Source organism: uncultured Prevotella sp., from assembly GCF_946407605.1.
Lineage (GTDB): Bacteria > Bacteroidota > Bacteroidia > Bacteroidales > Bacteroidaceae > Prevotella.
In genome coordinates this window covers 42,924-59,390 of record NZ_CAMJOS010000019.1, presented here as the reverse complement: position 1 = coordinate 59,390, position 16,467 = coordinate 42,924, and the positions used below count along the sequence as shown (strand labels likewise).

Annotated in this window: 13 protein-coding genes; all 13 read left to right on the top strand. The window is 46.0% G+C overall.

Annotation, left to right across the window (positions count from 1 at the left end; all coding sequences use genetic code 11):
* The first annotated feature begins 917 nt into the window (after positions 1-917).
* The 13 genes from Q0R57_RS09265 (at position 918) to Q0R57_RS09205 (ending at position 16,450) form a co-directional block, all read left to right on the top strand.
* Entirely contained in the window at positions 918-1,520 is a 603-nt protein-coding gene (locus tag Q0R57_RS09265) for an outer membrane beta-barrel protein (RefSeq protein WP_294746462.1), read from the top strand.
* 33 nt (positions 1,521-1,553) lie between these two features.
* On the top strand, positions 1,554-2,093 hold the full coding sequence (locus tag Q0R57_RS09260; protein WP_294746459.1) for a hypothetical protein: 540 nt from the start codon (positions 1,554-1,556) through the stop codon (positions 2,091-2,093).
* Positions 2,090-2,755, top strand: a complete 666-nt coding sequence (locus tag Q0R57_RS09255; protein ID WP_294746456.1) for a hypothetical protein — start codon at positions 2,090-2,092, stop codon at positions 2,753-2,755. Before Q0R57_RS09260 ends, Q0R57_RS09255 begins: the two co-directional genes overlap by 4 nt.
* Before the next feature lie 146 nt (positions 2,756-2,901).
* Entirely contained in the window at positions 2,902-3,861 is a 960-nt protein-coding gene (locus Q0R57_RS09250) for a hypothetical protein (protein WP_294746453.1), read from the top strand.
* 110 nt (positions 3,862-3,971) lie between these two features.
* A complete protein-coding gene (locus Q0R57_RS09245) occupies positions 3,972-4,508 on the top strand; it encodes a hypothetical protein (RefSeq protein WP_294746451.1) in 537 nt (178 codons plus the stop codon).
* 62 nt (positions 4,509-4,570) lie between these two features.
* Positions 4,571-5,194, top strand: coding sequence for a hypothetical protein (locus tag Q0R57_RS09240; protein ID WP_294746448.1), 624 nt, complete (start codon positions 4,571-4,573; stop codon positions 5,192-5,194).
* Positions 5,195-5,503: 309 nt separating this feature from the next.
* Positions 5,504-6,949 (top strand): ATP-binding protein, encoded by a 1,446-nt coding sequence (locus Q0R57_RS09235; RefSeq protein ID WP_294746445.1) that lies wholly within the window; start codon positions 5,504-5,506, stop codon positions 6,947-6,949.
* Positions 6,950-7,015: 66 nt separating this feature from the next.
* Entirely contained in the window at positions 7,016-8,983 is a 1,968-nt protein-coding gene (locus Q0R57_RS09230) for a C10 family peptidase (RefSeq protein ID WP_366516841.1), read from the top strand.
* Between the two features lie 85 nt (positions 8,984-9,068).
* A complete protein-coding gene (locus Q0R57_RS09225) occupies positions 9,069-10,280 on the top strand; it encodes a hypothetical protein (RefSeq protein WP_294746442.1) in 1,212 nt (403 codons plus the stop codon).
* On the top strand, positions 10,277-10,852 hold the full coding sequence (locus Q0R57_RS09220; RefSeq protein ID WP_294746439.1) for an RNA polymerase sigma factor: 576 nt from the start codon (positions 10,277-10,279) through the stop codon (positions 10,850-10,852). Before Q0R57_RS09225 ends, Q0R57_RS09220 begins: the two co-directional genes overlap by 4 nt.
* Positions 10,849-11,340, top strand: a complete 492-nt coding sequence (locus Q0R57_RS09215; RefSeq protein WP_294746436.1) for a hypothetical protein — start codon at positions 10,849-10,851, stop codon at positions 11,338-11,340. Before Q0R57_RS09220 ends, Q0R57_RS09215 begins: the two co-directional genes overlap by 4 nt.
* A gap of 89 nt (positions 11,341-11,429) precedes the next feature.
* Positions 11,430-13,520: a beta-galactosidase gene (locus Q0R57_RS09210; protein ID WP_294746433.1), complete on the top strand. Its 2,091-nt coding sequence runs from the start codon at positions 11,430-11,432 to the stop codon at positions 13,518-13,520.
* Positions 13,517-16,450 (top strand): sugar-binding domain-containing protein, encoded by a 2,934-nt coding sequence (locus Q0R57_RS09205; protein WP_294746430.1) that lies wholly within the window; start codon positions 13,517-13,519, stop codon positions 16,448-16,450. The genes Q0R57_RS09210 and Q0R57_RS09205 overlap by 4 nt, the downstream gene beginning before the upstream one ends.
* Positions 16,451-16,467: the final 17 nt, after the last annotated feature.

Below are 16,467 nucleotides of genomic sequence, written 5' to 3'. Positions count from 1 at the left end.
TATTAAGACGATGAGAATGAGGAAAATCTTTTTTTTTTTTCTTGTGGTACTTTTTACTAGTTGTCATGGGGATTTCCATGAGCTTAGTGAAAAATATGTGTATTGTGAATACACGATATCGAAATCCCTTAGTAATTCTAGATGGACTGAAGACGGTAAGTATATTCCTTACGAGGTAGTTGTTGGAAGAAAGGTTACGAACTATAATCATGATAATGATTTTATAATAGTACATCAGGTAAACCAGCATAATCGTGAGAAAGTACATCACTACTGGATTATCAGACTTGCCGATGATATGATATGGGGGCCATTGCCAAAGGATTCTTTTGACATGAAGTGTAAGGAACAAAATGTGAAGATAAGTTTAGATCCTAGATACGAGTCAGATTAAATCTGAAGTATTGTTTCGAAATTATGAAGACAATTAAACTATCATTCCTGTTCCTTCTCTTTGCGCTACCTATGCAGCGCTTTGGGATAGTTTGTATATAAAGGAAAGAAGGTGGTAATGTAAGAATGAACAAGTTAAGGTTTTATTATATAATTATAGGATGGCAGGTCCTTGACACATTCTCATCAGGCATCATCGCCAAAGGAAATCATTCACATAAGGTGTGGGTGAGGGGTAAATAAAGGCTCATGGGGGTCTCTTGATCAATTTTTGACTTGAATATTTGGAGATAAGAGAAAATGTTTGTAATTTTGCAGGTGCAATCCGAAAGGAAAGCAAAGACATAAGCTCGATAGCTGCACAATCACCACCGTATAACTACGAGCAAATAAATGTTATTGGAGCTGTACCCCAATGGGCGCAGATTTCCCGTATACATTTGTGGTTTGTGGTGAACCGTGCAGCGTATGGCGAAGGTCTGCGCCTCTCGTGTATATTTTGTTAAACATAAATTTGAATGATTATGAAAAAAGTATTGCTTACAATGGCAACAATGTTTGTTGCATTATGTGCAAATGCACAGTTTTATGGTGGAGGTACACTTTGTTATAAGTCCGTAGATGTTCCTGGCAAGTCGTCAAAGAGCAGTGCCACATCCTTTAAGATTGCTCCAGAATTAGGCTACAACATCAATGAGATGTGGGCTGTGGGTGTCGGCGTGGGATATATGTCAACGAATATGGCAACCCAGACGACAGGTAATATTGGCGGATTTCTTGATGTAACGACAACTGCGAAACTGGAAAAGGACGTCACTATTCTGACCTTTTCTCCATACATTCGTAACACCCTTGTTAAAAGCAAGATTGCCAATCTCTTTGTTGATGGCATGTTTAATTATACCAAGGTGGATTATGATGACAATAGTACCAATGCTTATGGATTCGGAATTTGTCCAGGTGTCTTGGTAAAGCTTAGCGACAGCCTTTCGTTTGTCACTAGACTTGGTGGCATTACTTATGCATCGTCAAAGGACGATACTCCAGGTGCGGAGAGTAGAAATGGATTTGAGTTTAACCTGACTTCTCTCGATAACTTAGAGTTTGGCCTCTATTTCAATTTGTGATAAGACCTAAGTGAAGAAATAGAGTTGTAATCAATGAAGAAGAGTATCTTACAAATTGTGTGTGTCCTGTTGTTTGCAATGACAACGATGGCCATCCGATGCGATGATGATTTTCCAGGCGAGAACGAATATGTGATGTCTGAAGACAATGTGCCTCAAGAATATTATCATACGACAATTTCCGCTAGTTATTTCCAACAATGCATTGTTGGTTATGGCTGGAAACTTGATGAGTCATGGAAAATCAATGCAGATGGTGTCGCTTCATTGTATATCATAAATGGTGAGTCTGAGTTTATCCCTAAAGACTTGTATTTCGACAAAGACTCTATAACTTTGTTTTTGTTCAAGCAGAACATCAATGAGAGGCAGTCGGATGCCTACACCTACGATGTTTCCAAAAATCTGATTGTGAGCAAGGTTGTTGACTATATGCAACTGGCCTATGCAGACTCAACCAATATCAAATTAATTGAACGTATTGGCAATTCCTACTATGCTAACTATTATGAACGTATGTTGCCATACGAGTTGAATGCCCTTTGGAACGGTTCTAAACCTGAGGATAAATGAATGCTCGCCAAATAGTCATAATCCTGACAAGTGTTCTGTTGTCTGCTACAGATGTTGTAGGACAAGAAATCCACCCTTTTGTTAAAGGTGGATTGACAATAGGTTTGTTCGATGGCTTTGCCGCAAGTAAGGAAGACGTTGGGCACATGGGATTTAACTTTGGTGGTGGCGTTCAGATACCTCTTAGCAAAAACAATAAAACGTTTTTGGAGCCATCACTCAACCTGATTTCAAAAGGAAATGTTTACGAACCTGAAAAAGCTGGTGGCAGGGTTATTTTTGACCTTTTTTTTGTTGAGACACAAGTAGACCTTGTTTTTCGTGGAAGGATGGGATCTCATTGGGTATTTGTTGTGGGAACAGGTCTCTATGGAGCTTACGGCATTGGAGGCAAGGCTACTTCTACCAATGGTGTCACCTGGTATCGCGGAATACCAGTGGGAGAGTCTCCTTCCATGTATGATGATGTCGTTGGAGCCAATCGTTGGGATGTTGGTTGGCGTTTTGTAACTATCGGTGTGGATTATCATCATTTCATGTTCCGTCTTGAATATGAATTGGGATTCCTTGAACAATTCAACAAAACTTTTTACTATAATTCATCGGAGAAATATCTTGGAAGAAATGCCTCATATTCATTGAACTTGGGTTATCGCTTCTAGATTATGCGGTTCTCCTGTTCATTTTTTGACTTGAATATTTGGAGATAAAAGAATATGTTTGTAACTTTGCGTCCAAATGATCAGGAGGACCGTCCCCACTGATTCTTAAAAGAAGTACATTCTAAAAATCCAAGTAAAAGAAAATAATGAACGAATTAGTAATTATGTTAAAGGCCCATGAATTTAGCAAGGCTAAACGTCTTCTGCAAAAGAGACTTGAGGAACAGTCAGATGATGTTTACTTGCTAACCCAGATGGCTAATGTACTTTGGAATCTAGGTCAGGATGAAGAAGCACTACTTTTTGCTGATAAAGCTCTAAATGTTAATTCAGTCTATCCTTTGCTGATATATACACGAGGACAGATTTTGTGGTCGCTGGAAAGATTCGAAGAGTCTATAGAAATGTGGAATAAACTCCTCCACATGGATTTTTTAGATGTGTCAGGAAATGGATTTGGAAATAAATGGGCCAAATCAGTAGTGAATGATGCCCTTTTTTATAAGGCAGATTGTTTGTATTGCCTTTATCGCAAAACAGAGGCAAAGGAATGCCTTTCGGAGCATATGGCTCATAGACGGAAAGGACAAGAAAGTGATTTCACTATAAAGGAATGCTGGGATTTCATGAGAATTCTGGAATTCTCTTTAGACAATCCTGATACAAACTCCATGGATGATTCGACTGGTTATGCTTCGTCAATTCAAAGTCATAGAATTGAGAAACACATAAAGGAACTTGCAAGTAAGAAAGATTGGACACAATTAATTAGATATTTAAAAAGGAAATGCGAGGAGTTTCCTAAAGAATATTGGTTTAAAACAGAACTGGCAGAATATCTATATCTTGAAGGCAACAAAGCTTGTCTGAGATATGCAAAAGAGGCTTTTGATATTGCACCAGATGATATGCTCGTTGTCTATAATTATGCTTATTCTCTTTTTATAAATGAAAGGTACGAGGAAGCGGAAAATGCATTGATGATCATTCGTGAGAAAGGGCTTGATTATATTGCATATAGTGAACATGGTGAAGGAATGCGCTGGGCCAAGAAGCTCATGCGGGATACAGAAAAATTATTGGCGAAGATAAATACGAGGTCCTAATCATGGGTTTTCTGATCATTTGAGCAATCTCAGGGACAGTTTTTTTGATTGAGAATGAACAGAGATCGTCGAAAATAAATGATTATTTTTGCAAATAAAATATTGTTTGTATGAGAAATATATTAGTTTTTGGATTGGTATTTATACTTCAGTCATGTGTTTTTTTCCCAATATGGGAAAACTTCATTGGTATAGACGTGGAAAATAACAGTGACGACAGTTTACTAATATACTTGGCCTCTGGAATGTCACCAGCAAATCCAACGGTTTTTCCTGACACATGCTTGCCTCAGGACGCATATGTTGGCGAAAGAAATCTCCCTCATGTTAATGATAGTATTTCTGGTTACTTGGTTCCTGTATCTGCGCATGACAAGATAAATGTCTTAGCCACAATTGTAAATACAGACTATTGGGGAAATGGGTTATATGATGATTTCTTTGATGACTTTGTCAAGGTAAAGATTCTCTCGTTTTTCTTTATCTCTGCTGACTCTTTTAAAAAATATGGTTATAATTATGTTGCGAGTCATAACATGATTCTATCTAGATACGATCTTACGGAATCTGATATGAGGTCATTGGATTTGACGATTCCCTATCCACCAACAGAGTCAATGAAAGATATGAGAATATGGAAACCTTAGGTAAAAAATTATTCAGAATACAATAGAGTCGGTTCCGCTGTAATTGTTAAATTGAAATAACTATGAGATTATTTAGATTATTCTTGATACTTGTTATCTGTGCAAGTTGTAAACAAACTGTTGTAAATAAAGGCGATGACACATTAAGTTATAATGTAGAATCAGAGGAATTCACAAGTTCAAGTTGTACGACAGAAGATACGATTATTGTATTGAAGGATATTGCAAAGTGTGATAGCCAGATAGGTTTGGAAAAAGACAATAATATGCTCTTTATGCTTTACCAGAAAAAAGTCAATTTGTTGACAAGAATAGGGAAAGTAGGAGATGCCTATTTCGAGCAAGGGAAAGCGATGGAGCTATTACCAAAGGAGGATGTGAGGCGTTTAGAGTATGAGGCTATAGGTGCCTATCTGCAACAAGACTTGAATAGGTATTCTCAATTGTTGAACAAAGCAATCAATGAATGTAAAAAGGAACCTTATGATGCGGCTATGATTCTGAATCAAGCTACATTCTATACGTTACTCGGTAATGACGAAGCGTCCAAGGCTGTTATGGAAAATTATTTGAAAGACAATGATGATGAGGCGATATCATATGCCTATGAGGATTATCCTCATTTTAAGAAACAGGTTCTTGAAGGTCGTACTACACTTATTAAACTATTACAAACTGAAGATTGATAGGTAACAGAGGTGAGTGCCACAGTTTTGAAGTCCCTTGGAATTGCGACTTCGTGAATCTTTAATGCAATATGAAGAATCAAGAGCATTCGGCTCTCGTCACCGTCGGCACAAAGTAGCTTGTACCAGGTTCCTGACACATTAGAAAAAGACAAATCGTGGCTCCCTTATCACTTTTTTGCCAATTTTTTTGGTCGTTCTGATTGAAAAGTGTAATTTTGCATCGAAAAGTCGTTTGAAAAAGTGTGGAGAAGTGATAAGAAGTCGTCAGAAAAAGTGTAATTGTATAACAAAAAGTCGTTTAAAAAAATGCTGAAAAGAAAAATTGAAGACGCGTTGGTACAGTGGAAAAGTACTGATGGACACAAACCTCTGGTGATAATGGGTATTCGCCAATGCGGAAAGACCTACATTGCTCAGCATTTTGCTGCGGCAAATTATCAGAATGTCATTTATATTAACTTCATCAAACAACCAGAACGAATCAATGCTTTCCTGGGCTCAAAAGACGTAAACGACATTCTGCTCAACCTCTCTGCACAGATTCAAGGTGTCACGTTCACTCCTGGTGATACTTGTTTTATCTTTGATGAGATTCAGGAGTGTCCTGAAGCACGAACGTCACTCAAATTCTTCAAGGAGGATGGGCGTTTCGATGTAATTGCTACAGGCTCGCTGCTGGGCGTTCAAGGTTATGGCGACGAGAAGAAGAAACAACATCGCAAGTTGGTTGGTCAGAAAGAGCTAGGCATCAATTCAGTACCTGTCGGTTCAGAAGATATCATTGAGATGTATCCACTGGATTTCGAGGAATTCCTATGGGCCAAAGGTGTCAACAAGGAAGTCATTGAGGCTTTGCGGAGGTTCTACCGTGAAGAGACGCCTGTTCCGGCAGGTATCCATGTGGCGATGAAGAACCTGCTGAATCTCTATGTGGCCATTGGTGGACTGCCTGAACCCATCAATGCATTTCTCAAGACCAATAATATGAACGAGGTTAGCAAGGCCCACAAATCAATTTTGAAGGAATACCGCGACGATATGGTGAAGTATGCTCCCGATAAAGATAAGCCCCATATCCGTGAGTGTTTCAACTCCATCCCCAAGCAGTTAGCCAAGGATAATAAGAAGTTCCAATATAACAAGGTGAAGCCTGGAGGTCGGAGTGAAACTTACATGGGCTCGCTGCAATGGCTGGAAGATGCAGGCATTATCTGCCGTTGTTACAATACCAACATTACGGGGCTGCCGATGGAAGGCAATGCTAAAGATAATGTGTTTAAGGTCTATACGGCTGATATTGGACTTCTCATTGAGATGCTGGGGCCTGGCACCCGTGCCGACATCATTCAGGGCAATCTGGGTGGGTTCAAAGGCGCCATCTATGAGAACCTGATGGCCGACACTCTTCACAAGAAGGCACAGAACCTGTATTATTTTCAGAAAGATTCTGGCTTAGAGCTAGATTTCCTTGTACGAATAAACGGGGAATGCATCCCTCTTGAAGTCAAAGCCAAAACCGCACAGGCTAAAAGTGTTAAAACAGTATTGGCCCATCCTGAAAAATATCACGTCAAGCACATCATCAAATTTGGTGACTATAACATCGGACGCGATGGCCAGTTGTTGACGCTCCCCAACTATATGCAGTTCCTCTTGGACTTGGAACCAGAGGAAATAGTTTTGGAAACTATTGATGTTGATGCACTCAACTCCTTGGCAAAAGAGATTGTCGACAGCCCTCGGCAAAGCTAAAATGTGTGGAGAAATCAAAATTCTAAAACAAAGAACAGGACCGACTCCGTAAATCCTTAGTGTAATATGAAAAGGATAGTTCTTTCCATTTATATGCTCCTGCTACCTCTTTTGTTGATGTCTGCCCCTGTAACACAAGAGCAGGCAATGCAGAAAGCATGTGAGTTTGTGATGGGACATCCGAGAATGACTAAGGGCCCGGTGCTCAGGGCATCGAAGGCTCCACAGAAACTGCAGACTGCGCAGACGGGAGTCGGCTACTATGTATTTAATATTGGTGAGCAGCAGGGCTACGTCGTGGTGAGTGGTGATGATCGTACCCCAGCCATCCTAGGCTATGCTGTCGATGGCACCTTTGATGCTACTGATATCCCAGAAAACATGCAGTGGTGGCTGGAAGACTATGAACGTCAGATGAGCAAACTCAATCAACAGCCAGTGACTATGCCTCCCATTCCTCACCATCAGGCCGTTGCTCCCCTCATTACGAGTAGATGGCGTCAGACAGCACCTTATAACGGGTTGTGTCCTCTGGTAGCGGGTAGTAACCTGTCCTTCACAGGCTGTGCCGCCACAGCGATGGCGCAGATTATGAACTATTATAAATACCCAGAATCCACACTTATCAAGATTCCGGCCTATAACACACTGTCGTATGGTATCAGCCTGCCAGCCATCAACAGGAATACTGCGATTGACTGGGACCATATTCTCGACAGCTATGATGAGAATGCCACAGAGGTGCAGCAGCAAGCGGTGGCTCAGCTGATGCTTCTGTGCGGACAGTCTATTGAGACGGACTACACCCCTTATGGCAGTAGTTCCTTCCCATCAAGAATTCCTTCGGCTCTTACCAGTTATTTCGGCTATGATAAGATGATACGCTTTCTGCACAGAGAAGCCTTCCGTGCTGAGGAATGGGATGCGCTGATATATCATGAACTGAGCGAGCAGCGTCCTGTGCTCTATGGCGGACATTCGATAAAAGAGGGCCATTCCTTTATCATCGATGGCTGTGATGAGGAGGGCTTCTACCACGTGAACTGGGGGTGGGGAGGGTATTACGATAGCTATTTCCGACTCTCGATACTCGATCCCTACAACGATGGCGACAGCATCTCACTCGAAGGGTATTCCTCTTCTCAACATGCCATTGTGGGCATTCAGAAACCAACGGAAGTAGAGACGCCAAAGGATGATCTCCGTCTGATGACAAATTATCTGTATGTGGATTCGGAAGATTCCCTGTTTGTGCGTCAGCCCGACAGCACCTTCGCGCTTCCCGTCTTTATTGTCATGTTAAACCCTTCGGCCACCCCTCGTTCCTATGATATAGGCTGCGGCATTTATAACGCCCAAGACTCTTTATTGCTGGCAGAACAGTTGTTTACATCGAAGAATATCACGTACCTTACTTCAGTATGGAAAAACGACACTCTGTCGATTCCTTACCATCTGGCTGACGGAAAATATGTTATCAAGGCTATATGCAAACCTGTCGATACGGATGAGTGGCTGGTAGGTCTGAGTCAGTTTGACATGAGGATTGAGGCGACAATACAGGACGATGTGCTCATCCCTCGCAGCCATAACGCCATCAGCGTAAGCGGCACCATAGAATCCACAGTCGGGGAACCATTGCTGGGCAGTAGTGTGCCACTTCTAGTGACGCTGACCAACAACGGTCCCAACTTTAACGAAGTGATGACTCTTTACGTGAATGATGAAATCAAGGGATATACCCATGTCGAGGCAGAGGCTGACGAGACGTTGACTATAGCCCTATGCTATAAGGCAACCAGTTGTGGGGACAATAATATCAGTCTGGTGATACCATTACCGTGGGAGGGCCAGACTATTATTGCAGCTAAAGGCTATGTCCATGTGAAGGGTGAAGAGACCGTAAGCATCCAATCCCAACCACTTGCCAAACCAAAGAATGCCTCACAATGTTTCGACCTCCAAGGCCGTCGTCTGAATAAGGAGCCTGAGCGTGGTGTGTATATCAGGAACGGAAAGAAGGTGGTGAGGTGAAAAAAGATTGAACGTTTTCCACTTTCGAGTGTTTATCATTATGAGAGCGCCTCAGAAATGGTATAACATAAAAGGTATAAAAAAAATGAGAAAGACAATCGTTATGATGCTGACGCTGGTGTGCAACCTGACCGTCAGAGCACAGCAAGCGGAAACCATAGAATCCTTCATCGCCAACAGTCACGAGCCGGAATGGTATGCGGCTCAGGCTGAGGTATGGCAAAAGATAGTGGATGCCAACCCGCAGGACCAATGGGCTTGGAGAAATCTGTTTCGAGCTACTTGTTATCACGACCAGTTTACTGGCGGGTGGAACGAAAATCAAGATGAATCGAAAACGGCTGACGTCATTCGCAAGATGGAGGCTACGCTGCCCGATAGCTATGTGCTGAACCTCTGCAAAGGTCGCTTCTGCCTGACTACTGACTCTGCAGCAATAAGGGGCGACAACATATTCCGCGCCATAGAACTGATGCCAGAGGATATCTGTCCAGAAGACCTCGAATATCTGACAGTTCGTCTGTGGCTTAACGACCCCGAGAATCCTCGCATCAAGGAATTGTTCACCAGGTCGTACCGCAACAAGTATTTCCCCACCCGCATCATGCACTTCAACCACAACATGCTTAAGTGCATGCAACCCAACGCCCTTTATTTTTCCAACGGCGACCTTGACACAGAACCCATGAAGATGTTGCAGGAGGCGCTGGGCGAACGTACGGACGTAATGATTATCAACGTTGCCTTCCTTCACGCCGAACCCTTCATGAAGGCGCTCTATAAGAAATTGAACGTGGAGCCGTTGACTCTGAATGTGCAGGACTATGGTGATAAATATGGTGAGGATTGGTACACCCATTACGAGGCCGACATCATCATGCACTTGATCAACGAAACCAAGCGACCAGCCTATTTCTCGCCCACAAATCCTAAAGTGTCCATTCTTAATAAGGACAGCATCTACAACGAGGGACTTGTGCTGAAATACAGTCCCAAGCCCTACAAAAACTTCGACGTGGCGATGCATAACGTGAAGGAGGTCTACAGTCTGGAATATCTGGCCGAACCAGACCTCGTCTATGACTCGTGGGAGACAAGTGAGATGCTTGACATGAACCATGTGACGCTTCTGGCTAACCTGATTTCGAGGTTCAGAAAGAATGGTGACGATTTTCAGGCAGAACGTCTGTATCGTATCCTCAGCAAGTGCGTAGAGCGATGCGTGTCAAAGAATCCAAAAGAAACAGGAGAACGGAAGTCTTATTACGAGAATCTGTTGAAGGAACAACTCCAATGATTATCACTCATCTATTCAAACCGCTTTCTGCACTCAAGGATGAAGAACTGATGCAGAGAGTAAGCAGCAAGGACGACGATAGGGCTTACGACGAGCTCTATCATCGTCATGCTCGTCGACTAATGGGCTTTTTCTTCCGTCAGACAGGTGGTAACGAGACTCTGGCTGCCGACCTGACGCAAGATGCCTTCATGAGGGTCTGGACGGCGCGGGATAAGTTCTCAGGCTTCAGCTTCCACACGTGGCTGCTCACCATTGGCTACAACCTCCTTAAGAATCATTACAGGCACAGCGAGCACGAAAAGGATTATGAATCGTTTGCCATACAGACTCAGGAAGAAGCTAGCGACAACGATATCATAGACCAACTCGACCAACAGACATTTGATCAGACCCTTAAGCGATTGTTGGAGAAGATGCCGCCAGAGAGCCGACTGCTCTTCTCGCTCCGATTCGAAGAAGAACTGACCGTTCCGCAAATAGCCGTTGTCATGGCGGTGCCGGAAGGAACGGTGAAGTCAAGACTCCACATACTCACCCAAACGTTAAAACAAAAACTCAAATCATCATGAAACAGTTGAATTTCATTCTTCGTTTTCTCGCCATGGCAATGCCCAAACGAGTTTGGCATTGCTCATCTGGCTTAACGAAAACGTTTGAAGATAAACTCCAAGCATCGGCCCAGCGCCTTGCAAGTCAAGAAGACAGGAACCTGCATGTGCCCAAGAATCCCATGCAGCAAAAGCGTGCCTATTGGGGGTGGGTGGCTACACCTGCCGCTGCAGTAGTAGGCCTCGTATTTGGTATGTCTCTGCATCTGTTCACAGGCAACCAACCTGACACTACTCTGGCTCAGTCCATAGATACTATCCGTATCTTCCAGCCTGTACACGATACGCTCTATCTGACGCAGGTTGTGGAAAAGGAGCGGATAGTCAATAAGTATATCCCGATGCCAGAGGTTGCAAAGGCAGATGCGAAGAAGCCAGCCCCTCAGTCCGAGGAGTGTACTTCCATCCAGTGCGACGGCATCAACTACGCCATCCTTGCCTCAAAGTAAATCAGAATTCCTTTCAGAAAAACTCAAATATATTTGGTTTTTCGCTCGGTTTGCACTACTTTTGCAGATGAAATCAATGACTAAAACAAATGAAGAAGAAATTTATATCTTTGTTGTGCCTGTTGATGGCTTGTATAGTGGCTGATGCACAAGGCAATGTGGCGAAGCCTGTGGTGACATGGGACCAGTATAGCCTGATGATGGACGGCAAGCGGGTAGTGCCTGTGATGGGCGAGATTCACTACTCGCGTCTGCCAGCCAACGAATGGCAGCAGGAGGTGAGGAAGATGAAAGAGGGCGGGGTGACGATGATTGCCACCTACGTCTTTTGGAACCATATAGAAGAGGAAGAGGGCATCTTCCGCTGGGACGGTCAGCGCGACCTGCGTCGCTTCCTGGAGATATGTAAGGAGGAGGATGTGCCTGTGGTGCTGCGCCTGGGACCGTTCTGTCATGGTGAGGTGCGCAATGGCGGCATTCCAGACTGGATGTTTACGAAGGGCTGCAGGATGCGCGACAGGAATGCTGTGTTTATGGGATATGCTGAGAAGCTCTATCGACAGATCTTTACTCAGGTGCAGGGTCTGCAATGGAAGGATGGCGGACCAGTCATCGCTGCGCAGTTTGATAATGAATACAGAGGTAGGGGCGAATACCTGGTGGCGCTGAAGGAGATTGCCACGAAGATAGGTTTCGACCTGCCTTTCTATACCAGAACGGGGTGGCCCGAGCTGGCTACGCCTGTGCCCTTCGGCGAGATGCTGCCTTTGTATGGCGACTATGCCGACGGCTTCTGGGACCGCTCGTTGCAGGAGACGGCTGGCAACTACTATCAGGCCTTTAACTTCAAGGCCTTCCGCTCGTCGACAGCCATCGCCACCGAGCAGATAGACTATTCTCAATCTACCACTCACCCTTCACCTGTCACCAGTCAGGAATACCCTTATTTCACTTGTGAGTTGGGTGGTGGCATGATGCAAGCCTATCATCGCCGACCCTATCTTTATGCTGACGATGCCTATTCGATGGCGTTGGTGAAGTTGGGCTCAGGCTCGAACCTGCTGGGTTATTATATGTATCATGGTGGTACGAACCCTGAGGGCAAGACCTATCTGAACGAGAACCAGCGCACGCAGGCCACCAATTATAATGATATGCCTGTGAAGAACTACGACTTCCAGGCACCATTGGGTGAGTTTGGTCAGAGGAACGAGTCGTTCTACCGTTTGCGCCCCCTGCATCTGTTTATGCAGGACTGGGGCGAGCTGCTGGCTCCGATGGAGGCTTCGTTTCCATCGCCACAGGATATCAAGAAGGGCGATGACAGTCAGCTGCGATGGGCAGTTAGAAGTGAAAAGGGAAAAGTGAAAAGTGAAGAATTTGCTGCCGCATTGGGAACGAGCGACCAAGGTCGAGCGGCTTCCGCATTCGTCTTTGTGAACAACTACGAGCGCTTGCAGAACCTCTCAGCGAAGAAAGATGTGGTGCTGGAGGCCTGTGGCGTGAAACTGCCTAAGCTCACCATCCCCAGTGGCTGTATGGCCATCTTCCCTGTGAATGTCGATGGCATCAAATATGCTACGGCCCAACTGGTGGCAAAACGCGATGGTAAGCTATTCCTGATGCAGGTTCCTGGCATCCCCACCACTATCTGTATGCAGGACGGCAAGGTGCTGAAGAACGTAAAAGCACGTGGCGAGGAAAAGCCTGTCTATCAGAATATTTATCTGTTGACTCAGTACGATGCAGAACGCCTGTTCTTGGCTGGCAAGGGCGAGGTGAAGAGTCGGGAATGGACTGCCGAGAAGGTGAAGGAGGCAGGGCCGCTGCGCCAGATTCCTATTGGTGTGCAGAAGGTGGCCGAGGAGCCTACTGACGAGGACTTCGAGCAGGCTGCGGTATATAGGATTCAGGTGCCTGGTGACAGATCGTCGCTCTTGAGAATCACCTATCAGGGTGACTGCGCCCGTCTGTACGCTAACGGCAAGTTGGTGGCTGACCATTTCCAGTATGGTCGCCCGATGCTCTATGGTCTGTGGCGTCTGCCAGAAGGCTGCAACGAACTGGAGCTGCGCATCCTGCCTTTGCAGAAAGATGCGCCAGTCTATCTGCCTCGTGAGGCCGAGAAGACACCAGGCGAACGACTTGTTAAAGTGGAACTGACAAACGAAGGACTATGAAACGACTGCTGATATCACTATCTTTCATCATTGCCTGTGCTTCGTCTGTCGTAGCGCAGAAAGTGCTGAGTCTCTCAGGCATCTGGGACTTTGCTGTAGGTGAGACACCCCGCTATCATGACCAGATACAGTTGCCTGGCTCGATGCTGACCAACGGCAAGGGCGACGATGTGGACATCCACACCCAATGGACGGGCTCTCTCTATGACTCCAGTTTCTACTTCAACCCCTATATGGAGCCCTACAGGCAGAAAGGGCAGATGAAATTCCCTTTCTTCCTGACGCCAGAGAAACATTATGTGGGAAAGGCCTGGTATCGCCGTAGTGTTTATGTGCCCAAGAGCTGGGACGACCAGCGTATCACCCTTTTCCTGGAGCGTCCTCATATCGAGACCACCGTCTATGTGAACGACAAGGAGGTGGGGCATCAGATGTCGCTCTCGACGCCCCATCGCTATGATGTGACCAGCTATCTTAAAAAGGGTAAGCGCAACGAGATTGCCATCTGTGTGTATAATGGTATTGAGAATGTGTGTGTGGGACAGGACTCGCATAGCGTGACAGACCAGACGCAGGGCAACTGGAACGGCATCACAGGACGCATAGAGCTGCAGGCGCAATGGAAGAAGCTGAATATCAAGGGCGTATCGGTCAAGGTGGACAGTACCAAGATTACCTTGCCTGGCAGATGGGTAGGTGGCGAGCATATAGAGGGTGAAAAGGTCCAAATGCCTGTAGGCCGTGTGACCGTAGAGTTGGAGAATCATGTCGATGGTCTGAGGGTCTTCCCCCTCTACGACTATGATGTGCGCTGTAAGCTCTATGAGACGGTAGGACCTAAGGCAGGCAAGACGCTGGTGAACAGAACCATGAATGCTGAAGGCAATAAGCTGACAGTAGATATTCCCTTGGGTCAGGATATCAAACTCTGGGACGAACATCATCCTAACCTCTATCATCTGGCTATCTCGGCTGGCGAGGATGTCTTCGAGGCGCTGGTGGGATTCAGGAAGGTTGGCATCCAGGGCCGTCAGATGTTTATCAACGATATTCCGATATTCCTGCGAGGAACGGTAGAGAACTGCTGCTTCCCAGAGACGGGTTATCCGCCAACTGACGAGGAGTCGTGGATGAAGATCTTCATGAAATGTAAGGAGTATGGTCTGAACCATGTGCGCTTCCATAGCTACTGTCCGCCAGAGGCTGCCTTCTTCGCTGCCGACAGGGTGGGTATCTACCTGCAGCCAGAGGGACCCTCGTGGCCTAATCATGGTGTGAGGCTGCGCAGGGGACAGAAGATCGACGAGTATCTGCTAGAAGAGTCGAAGCGTATCATCGACGAATACGGCTATCACCCCTCGTTTGTGATGATGGCGGCAGGTAATGAGCCTGCAGGCGACTGGGTGACCTACTGCAACGACTGGGTGAAGAAGATGCGTAAGTATGACCCCACCAAGGTGTATTGTGGCGCCAGCGTGGGTGGCGGCTGGGCCTGGGACGATGGGTCGGAGTATCATGTCAAGGGTGGGGCACGAGGCTTGGAATGGGAACGTAAGGCTCCTTCCAGCGATGATGACTATTATAGTGGCATCGAGTTTCCCAGGAACTATAAATCCAAGACGCCCAATCAGTCGCCTATCATCGCCCACGAGCAGGGTCAGTGGTGTGCCTTCCCTGACTTCAAGGAGATAGATGAGTATAAGGGTGCCTATAAGGCCCGTAACTTCGAGGTGTTCCGTGACTTGCTGCGCGACAATGGTATGGAGTCGATGGCAGAGAAGTTCCTGATGGCCAGCGGCAAGCTGCAGGTGCTGTGTTATAAATATGAGATAGAGCGCAACCTGAGGACTAAGGACTATGCCGGCTTTCAGCTGTTAGGTATTAACGACTATAGCGGACAGGGTACGGCACTGGTGGGCCCACTCAATGTGCATTGGGGTGAGAAAGGCTATTGCAATGCTGAGGACTGGCGTCAGTTCTGTTCGAGGGTGGTACTGCTGGCTCGCTTCCCCCGTTTCGTATATACTAACAACGAGACCCTTCGCGTACCTATTCAAATATATAATGCGCTGTGGTCGAAGATTGCCAAGTCCACGATTCGCTACTCGATAACAGACGAACAGCAGCATGTGTGGCATAAAGGGGCGTTTCAAAAAGATACCATCCCCTTGGGCAAAGACTGTGAGCTGGGTGTGGTGGAGTGGAACCTTGATGCCGTCAAGGCACCTACGAAGCTGACGCTCTGGACCCACTTCGGTAAGGATATCATGAACCATTGGGACTTCTGGGTGTATCCTCAGAATGTGGAAACTCAAGACGGTCAGGTCTATATTGCCGACTCGCTCGATGCTGAGGCGCTGAAGGTGCTGAATGATGGCGGCACGGTGTTGCTGACGGCAGCAGGACGCGTGACGCTGGGCAGCGATGTGGTGCAGCATTATCTGCCTGTGTTCTGGAACACGTCGTGGTTTAAGATGCGTCCGCCTCATACCACAGGAGCTTATATCGAGAAAGAGCATCCGCTGTTTAAACACGGCTTCCCCACAGACGACTGGAGCAACCTGAACTGGTGGGAGCTGCTGAACAAGGCGCAGGTGATGAACCTGATGGAGCTGCCCAAGGACTACCAGTCGCCCATACAGCCCATCGACACGTGGCATGTCAGCAGGAAATTAGGTATGATGGTTGAGACTAAGGTGCTAAACGGAAAACTGCTGATGACCACGATGGACATCAGCAGCGGTTTGGAGCGTCGCATCGTGGCTCGCCAGATGCGCAAAGCGATTCTTGACTATATGCAGAGCAGCGACTTCAACCCATCGCTGGTGCTGGATGTTCAGACCATTCGCAACTTCTACACCAAGCAGGGTCCGAAGGTCAGCATGTTTACAAACGACTCGCCTGACGAGCTGAAGCCAAAAATAAAGTGAGCTGCAATTGCAACTCA

Excerpts from the sequence above, each read along its gene's own strand:
- Q0R57_RS09265 (WP_294746462.1), top strand. The coding sequence starts at position 918 with ATGAAAAAAGTATTGCTTACAATGGCAACAATGTTTGTTGCATTATGT.
- Q0R57_RS09260 (WP_294746459.1), top strand. The coding sequence starts at position 1,554 with ATGAAGAAGAGTATCTTACAAATTGTGTGTGTCCTGTTGTTTGCAATG.
- Q0R57_RS09255 (WP_294746456.1), top strand. The coding sequence starts at position 2,090 with ATGAATGCTCGCCAAATAGTCATAATCCTGACAAGTGTTCTGTTGTCT.
- Q0R57_RS09250 (WP_294746453.1), top strand. The coding sequence starts at position 2,902 with ATGAACGAATTAGTAATTATGTTAAAGGCCCATGAATTTAGCAAGGCT.
- Q0R57_RS09245 (WP_294746451.1), top strand. The coding sequence starts at position 3,972 with ATGAGAAATATATTAGTTTTTGGATTGGTATTTATACTTCAGTCATGT.
- Q0R57_RS09240 (WP_294746448.1), top strand. The coding sequence starts at position 4,571 with ATGAGATTATTTAGATTATTCTTGATACTTGTTATCTGTGCAAGTTGT.
- Q0R57_RS09235 (WP_294746445.1), top strand. The coding sequence starts at position 5,504 with ATGCTGAAAAGAAAAATTGAAGACGCGTTGGTACAGTGGAAAAGTACT.
- Q0R57_RS09230 (WP_366516841.1), top strand. The coding sequence starts at position 7,016 with ATGAAAAGGATAGTTCTTTCCATTTATATGCTCCTGCTACCTCTTTTG.
- Q0R57_RS09225 (WP_294746442.1), top strand. The coding sequence starts at position 9,069 with ATGAGAAAGACAATCGTTATGATGCTGACGCTGGTGTGCAACCTGACC.
- Q0R57_RS09220 (WP_294746439.1), top strand. The coding sequence starts at position 10,277 with ATGATTATCACTCATCTATTCAAACCGCTTTCTGCACTCAAGGATGAA.
- Q0R57_RS09215 (WP_294746436.1), top strand. The coding sequence starts at position 10,849 with ATGAAACAGTTGAATTTCATTCTTCGTTTTCTCGCCATGGCAATGCCC.
- Q0R57_RS09210 (WP_294746433.1), top strand. The coding sequence starts at position 11,430 with ATGAAGAAGAAATTTATATCTTTGTTGTGCCTGTTGATGGCTTGTATA.
- Q0R57_RS09205 (WP_294746430.1), top strand. The coding sequence starts at position 13,517 with ATGAAACGACTGCTGATATCACTATCTTTCATCATTGCCTGTGCTTCG.